A 9,107-nucleotide genomic window follows, 5' to 3' on the forward strand; every position below is an offset into this window, starting at 1 on the left:
GTGTTTGATCGGTTCATGTCCCAGTCTGCCACTGCTGATACGCGCACACCCATGATGGCGACAGTGGTGAACAACCCTGTTCATCAGGAGGAGGATCTGCCCGATCTGGCCCAGCGCGTGCGGGAAGTGGGCGAGTGGTAGAGACGCAAGACAGATCCGATGCAGGCATAGCAACCGATGGCACGATGGAGGCCGCCAGCGTAGTTGGGCGCTGAGATCACTGCCTGTGCAGTGGTTTGCCGATGCTGTCGTCACCCGGAGTTTCCACCAGGCTGCGCGCCATCAGCACGCTGGTGTAGTTGGTCAGTGGCCGCCAGTCGCATTCGCCAACCACCCGGTAGCCCCAGGATTCATACATCGCAATCAAGGCCGCCGCAGGCTGGGCCGTATCCAGCGCCAGGGTCTGGGCGCCTGCCTGCCTGGCCAATTCGGTTGCGTATGCGTGCAACTGTGTGCCGTAGCCCCGGCCCTTGGCCTGGGGGGTGATGCAGAACTGGCACAGCGACCAGACTGTGGGGTCCTGGTACAGCTGCACGGTGGATTCCGGCTGGGGCGGCCGCAAGGTGGCCGTGCCCACGTAGTCATCTCCCGCCACCATCACCAGCCCCGTGCCGGACGCAAAGCGCTTGGCCGTGTCTTCCACCGACTGGTGGGTGCCCCAGTAGCGCAGGCCCAGGCGGGCGTGGGGTGCGTAGGCAGCGTGGATGAGTGCCGTCAGGCGCGCCAGGTCGTCGTCGGGCGTGACCTGGCGGATCGCGGGGCGGGGGCTGTGGGTCATGGTGGTGGACTTGTGGGGTGTGCGTTGCCAGCGGGTGTTTGTTGCAGCTACAGCTACAGCTACAGCTTCAACTCCCAAGTCTCTCCTACCAGCTGCTGGCCAAAGCCATCGTAGGGCTCCGACTTGGTCAGGCGGAAGCCGCGCTGGGCATAGATGCCCCGCGCAGCTGTCAGGCAGCTGTTGGTCCACAGCACCATCTTCTTGTAGCCCTTGGCGCGCGCAAAGGCAAGGCATTCGTCGGTCAGCCGCGCGCCCAGGCCCAGCCCGCGCGCCTTGGGGGTCAGGATCAGCATGCGAAGCTGGGCCGTGGTGGGGGATTTGCGCACCACAAACACCGCGCCTACCCGCTCGCCGTCCAGCTCGGCAATCCATGCCTTTTCCCATTCGGGCTCGAACTTGCGCAGAAACTGCGCGGCAATATCGGCAACCAGCGCCTCGAAGCGGCTGTCCCAGCCGTATTCGCGCCAGTAGATCTCGCCATGCTGCTGCACCACCCAGCCCATGTCGCCGGGCACCGGGTCGCGCAGCACGGCCATGCGCGGGGGCGCGCCTGCGCCCGATGCCGGGTCCAGCAGGGCTTCGATGCGCTCCATGGCGTCCACCACCTCTTGCTGGCGTGCGGGGGGCAGCGGGGCGAGCAGGGCGCTGGCTTCGTCGCGCGAGCGCTGCTGCAGCGGCTCGAACACTGCGCGCCCGGCCTTCGTCAGGGCCAGCACGCTTTGCCGTGCGTCCTGCGCGCTGGTAGTGCGGCGGATCCAACCCGCCTGCTCGAACCGGCGCAGGATGCGGCTCATGTAGCCGCCATCCAGCCCCAGCTCCCGCGCCAGCTCACTTGCCACGGGAGCCTCGCGGTGCGCCAGTTCATAGAGCACGCGCACGTCGGTCAGAGACAGGTCGCTGCCCAGGTACGGGTCCAGCACGCCGATGCGGCGGGTGAAGAAGCGGTTGAAGTGGCGCACCGCCTTCACAGCGCTGGCAGAGACGGAGGGGCTGCTCGAAGGAGTGGGTGTACTGTTGTTCATGAATGACTTTGTCAGTCAATTAATTGACAAAAGCAAGTATATGCCTGGTGGCGATCAAGCCTGCTACGGAGAGGGGCAAGTGCTGCAAGGGCGACAAAAACTGCCTGCCAACGTAAAATTACGGGTTATCCACCACAGACGCGCCCCACGAAGGCCCCCATCGCACCGGGGGCGGCCGCGACCCCCTTTGCATGAACGCCCCCGTTGACGTCTCCTTTTTTGCGCGTGCCGCAAAGCCTTTGTCCAGCTACCGTCCGTACTGGGCCAAGCGCTTTGGCACGGCCCCGTTCCTGCCGATGAGCCGCGCGGAGATGGACAAACTGGGCTGGGACAGCTGCGACATCATCCTGGTGACGGGCGACGCGTACGTGGACCACCCGAGCTTCGGCATGGCCGTGATTGGCCGTACGCTGGAAGCCCAGGGCTTTCGCGTGGGTATCATTGCCCAGCCCGACTGGCAAAGTGCCGAGCCCTTCAAGGTGCTGGGCAAGCCCAACCTGTTTTGGGGCGTGACGGCGGGCAACATGGATTCGATGATCAACCGGTACACCGCCGACCGCAAGATCCGCAGTGACGACGCCTACACCCCCGGCGATGTGGGCGGCAAGCGCCCAGACCGCGCCGCCATTGTCTACAGCCAGCGCTGCCGCGAGGCGTACAAAGACGTGCCCATCATCCTGGGCGGCATCGAAGGCAGTCTGCGCCGCATTGCGCACTACGACTACTGGAGCGACAAGGTGCGCCGCTCCATCGTGGTGGATAGCAAGTGCGACCTGCTGCTGTACGGCAATGCCGAGCGCGCCCTGGTCGAGGTGGCCCACCGTATTGCGGCGCGCGAGCCGGTGGAAAACATCACCGACGTGCGCGGCACGGCCTTTGTGCGCCGTCCCGATGACGAAAGCGGCAAGGGCTGGTTCGAGATCGACTCCACCACGGTGGACGAGCCAGGCCGTGTGGAAGCGCACATCAACCCCTACATGACCACCAGCGAGCAGGCCGCAGCCCAAGGCAGCACCTGCAGCAAGGATGATGCTACTGATTCTGTAGCTGAAAAGGCAGATGGGACGCGCGGTGAAGGCCAAAAAAGCGCTGAAAAAACCGACCCCAACCCCGCCATACAGCCCATGCTGTTCGTCGCCAACCCTGCGCTCAAGGCCAAGCTCAAGGTGCCGCCGCGCGAAAAGAGCGTGATCCGCCTGCCCAGCTACGAGCAGGTGAAAAGCGACCCGGTGCTCTATGCCCATGCCAACCGCGTGCTGCACCTGGAGACCAACCCCGGCAACGCCCGCGCGCTGGTGCAGGCGCACGGTGAGGGCGTGACGGCGCGCGATGTGTGGATCAACCCGCCCCCCATCCCGCTGACCACGGCCGAGATGGACCATGTGTTCGACCTGCCGTACGCCCGTGGGCCGCACCCCAGCTACGCCGACGAGAACGGCAGCCACGACGGCGCGACCAAGATACCGGCGTGGGAGATGATCCGTTTTTCGATCAACATCATGCGCGGCTGCTTTGGCGGCTGCACCTTCTGCTCTATCACCGAGCACGAAGGCCGCATCATCCAGAGCCGCTCCGAGGATTCCATCATCCAGGAGATCGAGGACATCCGCGACAAGGTCAAAGGCTTCACCGGCACCATCAGCGACCTGGGCGGTCCTACGGCCAACATGTACCGCCTGGGCTGCCGCTCGCCCGAGATCGAGGCCGCCTGCCGCAAGCCCAGTTGCGTGTACCCCGGCATCTGCCAGAACCTCACCACCGACCACGGCCCACTCATCAAGATCTACCGCCGTGGCCGCGCCTTGAAGGGAATCAAGAAGATCCTGATCGGCTCGGGCCTGCGCTACGACCTGGCCGTGAAAAGCCCTGAGTACGTCAAGGAGCTGGTGCAGCACCACGTGGGCGGCTATCTCAAGATTGCGCCCGAGCACACTGAGCAGGGCCCGCTCACCAAGATGATGAAGCCGGGCATCGGCAGCTATGACAAGTTCAAGCAGATGTTCGAGAAGTTCAGCGAAGAGGCGGGCAAGAAACAGTTCCTGATCCCGTACTTCATCGCCGCGCACCCCGGCACCAGCGACGAGGACATGATGAACCTCGCCATCTGGCTCAAGAAGAACGGTTTCCGCGCCGACCAGGTGCAAACCTTCTACCCCAGCCCCATGGCCACGGCCACGGCCATGTACCACTCGGGCCGCAACACGCTCACCCGCGTGCGCCGCCAGATGCGCGACACCGCCGAAGAGTCCGTGGACATCGTGCGCGGCGAAAAGCGCCGCCGCCTGCACAAGGCCTTCTTGCGCTACCACGACCCGAACAACTGGCCGCTGCTGCGCGAGGCGCTCAAGGCCATGGGCCGGGCGGATTTGATCGGCAACGGCAAGCAGCATCTGATCCCGACCTTCCAGCCGCTGACCGATGGCGGCTACCAGAGCGCCCGGCGCAAGAACAGCACTGCGTCCACGGGCGGCGGCGGGCTCGGCTACACCATCAACAAGGATGGCAAGGCCGTCGCTCTGCGGCCCCGCCCGCAGGAGTTGAACGAACCCAAGGGCGACGTGCGTTTTCGTGGCACGGCCCCCCAGCCGGGCCGCATGCTGACCCAGCACACCGGGCTGCCGCCGCGTGTGACGGGTTCTGCCTCCAAAACCAAGCCCGTGGGCAGCGGCAAGCCGTTCAAGAAGGCGCGCTGACCGCTCCGAACGCGCCCTGGCACTTCAGGGCACTTCAGGCCTGGCGCTACTAAGGGCTGGCCCGCTGTGCGGCGGCGCGTGCCCCTGCGCTGCACCGGCACTCCGCGCAGGCTCTGGCCTGGAGGTGTTGCGCAGGTCGAGATAGTCATCGAGCGGCACCGGCCGCGCCAGCGCATAGCCCTGCGCATAGTCCACGCCGATGTCCCGCAGGGCATCTGCGATGGCCTGCGATTCGACAAACTCCGCAATCGTCCGTTTGCCCATGACATGGCCGATGTGGTGGATCATCTCCACCATGGCCCGGTTGGCGGGGTCGTTCAGCATGTCCTTCACAAAGCTGCCGTCGATCTTGAGGTAGTCCACCGGCAGGTGCTTGAGGTAGTTGAAGGACGACATGCCCGCGCCAAAGTCATCGAGCGCGAAGCGGCAGCCCAGTTGCTGTAGCTCTTTCATCAGCCGCACGGCATTGGGCAGGTGCGATATGGCGCTGGTTTCCGTGATCTCGAAGCACAGCATGTGCGGGTCTACCCCCGAATCGGCCAGTGCGCTGCGAATCAGCTTGAGCAGGCTGTCATCCCCCAGGCTGGTGCCAGAGAGGTTGATGGCGCAGGTGTGCACAGGCGGCAGGCCCGGCTGCTGCTGGTGCCGGGCCAGAGTCTCCAGCGTGTGGCGGATGACCCAGCGGTCGACAGAGGTCATCATGCCGTAGTGCTCGGCCGCTGGGATGAAACATCCGGGCGCAATCAGCTGGCCGTCGTCTTCGCGCAGGCGCAGCAGCACCTCCATGTGCAGGCCATTTTCGCTGCTGGGCTGCAAGGGTGCGATCGTCTGGGCATGCAGCTGGAACCGGTTGTGCTCCAGCGCCAGGCGCAGCCGCCGTACCCAGTCCATCTCGCCCTCGCGGCGGCTCATCTCGATGTCTTCAGGCTGGTAGATGACAACGCGGTTGCGCCCGCCTTCCTTGGCGCGGTAGCAGGCCATGTCAGCTACCCGCATGGCCTCCTGAATGGAGGTCAGGGCGGGAATGAGCTGCACCATGCCGATGGACAGGCCGGTGCGCAGCTGCTGGCCTTCCCAGTTGAGCCGCAACTCCTGTCCGGCCCGGCGCAATTGCTCGGCGATGCGGGCCGAGGGCCCGGCCGGGCAGTCCTTGAGCAAGATGCCGAACTCGTCGCCGCCCAGCCGCGCCAGAGTGTCGCCCTCCCGCAGGTGGCTTTGCAGCATGCGGCAGACCTCGCGCAGCATCTCGTCGCCTGCCTGGTGGCCGCAGGTGTCGTTGATGAGTTTGAACTGGTCCATGTCCACGTACAGCAGCGAGCCCTCACGCCCCACGGGGCGGGGCTGGGCCAACAAGGCTTCGAGGCGGCGCTCGAACTCGCGCCGATTCACCAGGCCCGTCAGCGCATCGTGGCTGGCTTGCCATGACAGCTGCTCCACGTAGTGCTGTTCACGCGTCACGTCGTGCAACACCAGCACGGCCCCGGTGAGAACCCCCCGGTGGTGGATGGGCGAGCCCACCAGCTTGACCGGAACGATGGTCTGGTCCGCGCGCACCAGCGTGGTGTGCACATGGCCCAGGGCTGCACTGCCGCTGCGCAGGATGTTCTGCACCAGCGTGTCGGCAGACAGCGTTGGTGCCTCGCCATCAAACACCAGCAGCTGTGCCAGTGGCTGGCCTGCAGCCTGAGCGACCGGGCGGGCCAGCAGCGCTTCGGCGGCGGCGTTCATGTACACCACCTGGCCCTGGGTGTTGGTGGTCACCACGCCGTTGCCAATGGCGGCCAGGGTGGTGCGCGCCTGTTCGCGTTCGGCCTCCAGGGCCTGTTCGGCCCGGCGGCGCTGCACAAGCAGGCCGTGTGTGTGCCACAGGGTCAGCAGTATGAGAGCGGCCGCCATGCCCATGTTGCTCCACATCAGCAGGCGCACGATCTGGCGAGAGCTTTCGCCCAAGGACTTGCTGAAGTCGCGGGCGGCGGGGGTGACGCCGGCGTTGATCTCGTGGATGGCGTCCTGCCACCGCTGCCGGGTGGCGGCGTCCGCCGTGCCGTCGGTGTTGCGCCGGTGGATCTCGTGCGATAGCTCGCGCAGCGCGTTGATGTATTCATCGCCGATGAGCCAGTGGCTCACGGGCTCTTTGACCAGGTCCAGGTGGGCGAAGTAGCGCAGCAGCCAGATCAGGCTGTCGATGTCGTCAGGGTGGTTGCCGCCGCGCAGAAAACCTTCGCGCGCCACATCGGTTTGTACCTGGCCTGGCTGCAGGGCCAGCCGACCTGCGCGGTCACCAAGAGGGATGTCCATGGCGCGCGCAAACCCTTCGAACGCCTGGGGCGAGCCGCTGATCGCGTACTGGTGGAGGTGGTAGATGGCGTCCTTCTGACCCTTTGTCCACAGGCTTTCACCCGCAACAAAGGCACGCACGCCCGACAGAACTTGCAGGCTGGCCGTGGCACAGGCGGCCAGCAGCAGCACCATCATGATGAACGGCCATGTCACCCGCAAGGTCAGCGGCACCGGTTTTCGCTCGACTGGCTGCTTTGGCTGCTGCAACACATCCATGGATTGGTCCCCCGCCTCATGCTTCGTTGCAGGGCGCTGACCATGGCCGGGGCGCCCTTGTTGCTCTGCGGTGCCTGCACCTTGCGCGAACCGTCTTCGCCACGGGTGGGGGCCCGTGATCGGTGTGCGGTACTGCGGTGCAGTGCCTGCGAACCACTATATAGCGATCAATGGGCAGACGCATGCAAAGTTTGGATATGTGACGGACATGTTTGTTGCCGTCTGCTGCCACTGGTGCCTGGTGCTTGGGCTGTCATGCCAGCGCTGTTCGCCCATGGTGCCCCCACATCGCGCGCGGTGGCTGTTCCTCGCCCCCTGAGGAGCCAAGAGCGAGGTGTCGGAGGCTGCCCCCCCTCTGGGGCCTGCCACAGCGCGGTGGCCTCTGCAGGCCGCCGGGTGCAAAAAAATGAATCAAAATGGCTGGTTCCGCGCTTCCATCATGCGTTTTAAGCTATCAAATTTGAAGCGCTTGAGGGACCGCTACCGTAGCCACCCGCCCAGCCAGGCCACCAGCACGGCGCAATGAACCGCCACCGTTACCCAGTACACGGCGCGGAACTCCGGTTTGCGCGACTTGTGGCGCAGCCACTGCTGCGCGCACCACGCACCCGGCCAACCGCCTGCCAGGCTGAGCAGGTGCAGGTGGCTTTCCTTGGTGCGCCACTGGCCGTTTTGTGCGGCGCTCTTGTCGATTGCATAGATCACAAAGGTCAGGACGTTGATGGCGGCAGCAGCGCCCAAGGACCACAGCGGGAGCTTGTCCGCCCAGACGCCCCAGCCCAGCAGCGCGGCCCAGCCCAGCATCAGGAGCAGAGTTGGCATGGCCGGGGTATGGGCCCCCAGGTGCGCTTTTGCAGGGCGCTCGCGGCGCCGGGCGGGTCGCGGGGCAGGGGGACGCGCAGGCTGTGCCTTGCGTTGAGGCGCCGTTGTCGACGCGCTCGTGGCTGGTCGGGCTGCGCCCCCGGCCTGGGCCGCAGGCTGTACCGCCATTGCCCGGGGGCCTTTGCCGCCCACGTGGATTTCGTCGTAGACCACGGCCAGCCCCTCGCGGGGCGCTGCGCTGCCCCGGTAGTCCCGCACATGAAAGAAAACGTCGGCAGAGGTGTCGGGGCTGCGGATAAAGCCGAACGCGCGCGTGGCGTCCCAGCGGATGACGGTGCCTTGTTTCTGCATCGGTACAAAAAGGCTCAGGCCAGGGTGTGCAGGGGGATGTCTTGCACCACGGCCAGCGCATCGAGCTGGGCGCGGGTTTGCGTGCGCAAGAAGGCTGCCACGGCGGCGTGGGTGGCCGGGGCACGCAGCACCTGCGGGTCGCCCACGGCAGGCAAACCGGCGGCAGCGCACAGGCTGGCAGCAAAGTGCGGTTCCAGCGCCGCCACGGCCACGCGGCCGTCGGCGCAGGGGTAGATGCGGTAGCCCGCGTGGTGGCCGCCCACGTCGCCGTCGGGCGTGGTCAGGCCCCAGTCGCGCGGCTGGGCCAGCCAGGCGGCAGCGTCGGCCAGGGCCACTTCGATGCACACGCCGCTGCCGGTGTGGGCGCGCTCCAGCAGGGCTTGCAGCACGGCTTCGCTGGCCATCAGGGCGCCGCCCATGTCGGCATAGAGCGTGGGGGGCATCTCGGTGCCGGTCACCAGGCCGGCGTCGGCCAGATAGGTGAGGTCATGGCCCGGTTCTTCGGCCCGCTCTGCCGCTGCGCCCACGATGCGCACCAGCGACAGGCGGGGGTATTTGGCCTGCAAAACGTCCCAGCCCAGGCCCAGCTTGGTGAGCGCCGAGGGGCGGAACGAGGTGATGAGCACATCGGTGCGTGCCAGCTCGTCGTGCAGCGCGGCCTGTCCCTCGGGTGTCTTGAGGTGGGCGTGCACCACGCGCACGCCATCGTGCAGCGTGGCGTAGGCTGCGGGGCTGTAGATGCCCATGGGGTCGGCGCTGGGGTAGCCGGGGGATGGTGGCGGTTCGAGCTTGGTGCACTCGGCGCCCATGCGTGCACAGCGCATCAGCGCGGCGGGGCCGGGCAGGTTGAGGGCGAGGCTAAGAACGCGGGTGTTGCGCAGGGGC

At 66.2% G+C, this 9,107-nt stretch carries 6 protein-coding genes; 1 reads left to right on the forward strand and 5 read right to left on the reverse strand.

Annotated elements, in window-relative coordinates; all coding sequences use genetic code 11:
• Positions 1 to 217: 217 nt before the first annotated feature.
• The gene (locus DBR12_RS04965) at positions 218 to 778 is read right to left on the reverse strand and encodes a GNAT family N-acetyltransferase (protein ID WP_108616236.1); all 561 of its coding nucleotides are present in this window, start codon (positions 776 to 778) and stop codon (positions 218 to 220) included.
• Between the two features lie 59 nt (positions 779 to 837).
• Positions 838 to 1,800 (reverse strand): bifunctional helix-turn-helix transcriptional regulator/GNAT family N-acetyltransferase, encoded by a 963-nt coding sequence (locus DBR12_RS04970; protein ID WP_108616237.1) that lies wholly within the window; start codon positions 1,798 to 1,800, stop codon positions 838 to 840.
• Positions 1,801 to 1,991: 191 nt separating this feature from the next.
• Between DBR12_RS04970 and DBR12_RS04975 the strand changes: the two genes are divergently transcribed.
• Positions 1,992 to 4,493 (forward strand): YgiQ family radical SAM protein, encoded by a 2,502-nt coding sequence (locus DBR12_RS04975; RefSeq protein ID WP_108616238.1) that lies wholly within the window; start codon positions 1,992 to 1,994, stop codon positions 4,491 to 4,493.
• Between the two features lie 24 nt (positions 4,494 to 4,517).
• Here the strand turns inward: DBR12_RS04975 and DBR12_RS04980 are convergent, their stop codons facing one another.
• The 3 genes from DBR12_RS04980 to DBR12_RS04990 all read right to left on the reverse strand — a co-directional run.
• Positions 4,518 to 7,004: an EAL domain-containing protein gene (locus tag DBR12_RS04980; protein ID WP_233244307.1), complete on the reverse strand. Its 2,487-nt coding sequence runs from the start codon at positions 7,002 to 7,004 to the stop codon at positions 4,518 to 4,520.
• 525 nt (positions 7,005 to 7,529) lie between these two features.
• Positions 7,530 to 8,222 (reverse strand): cold shock and DUF1294 domain-containing protein, encoded by a 693-nt coding sequence (locus DBR12_RS04985; protein WP_108616239.1) that lies wholly within the window; start codon positions 8,220 to 8,222, stop codon positions 7,530 to 7,532.
• Positions 8,223 to 8,236: 14 nt separating this feature from the next.
• Positions 8,237 to 9,107, reverse strand: an 871-nt coding sequence (locus DBR12_RS04990; RefSeq protein ID WP_108616240.1) for a CoA transferase, incomplete at its 5' end; no start/stop codon positions are given.

The organism is Acidovorax sp. HMWF029 (assembly GCF_003060895.1).
Classification (GTDB): domain Bacteria; phylum Pseudomonadota; class Gammaproteobacteria; order Burkholderiales; family Burkholderiaceae_C; genus Acidovorax.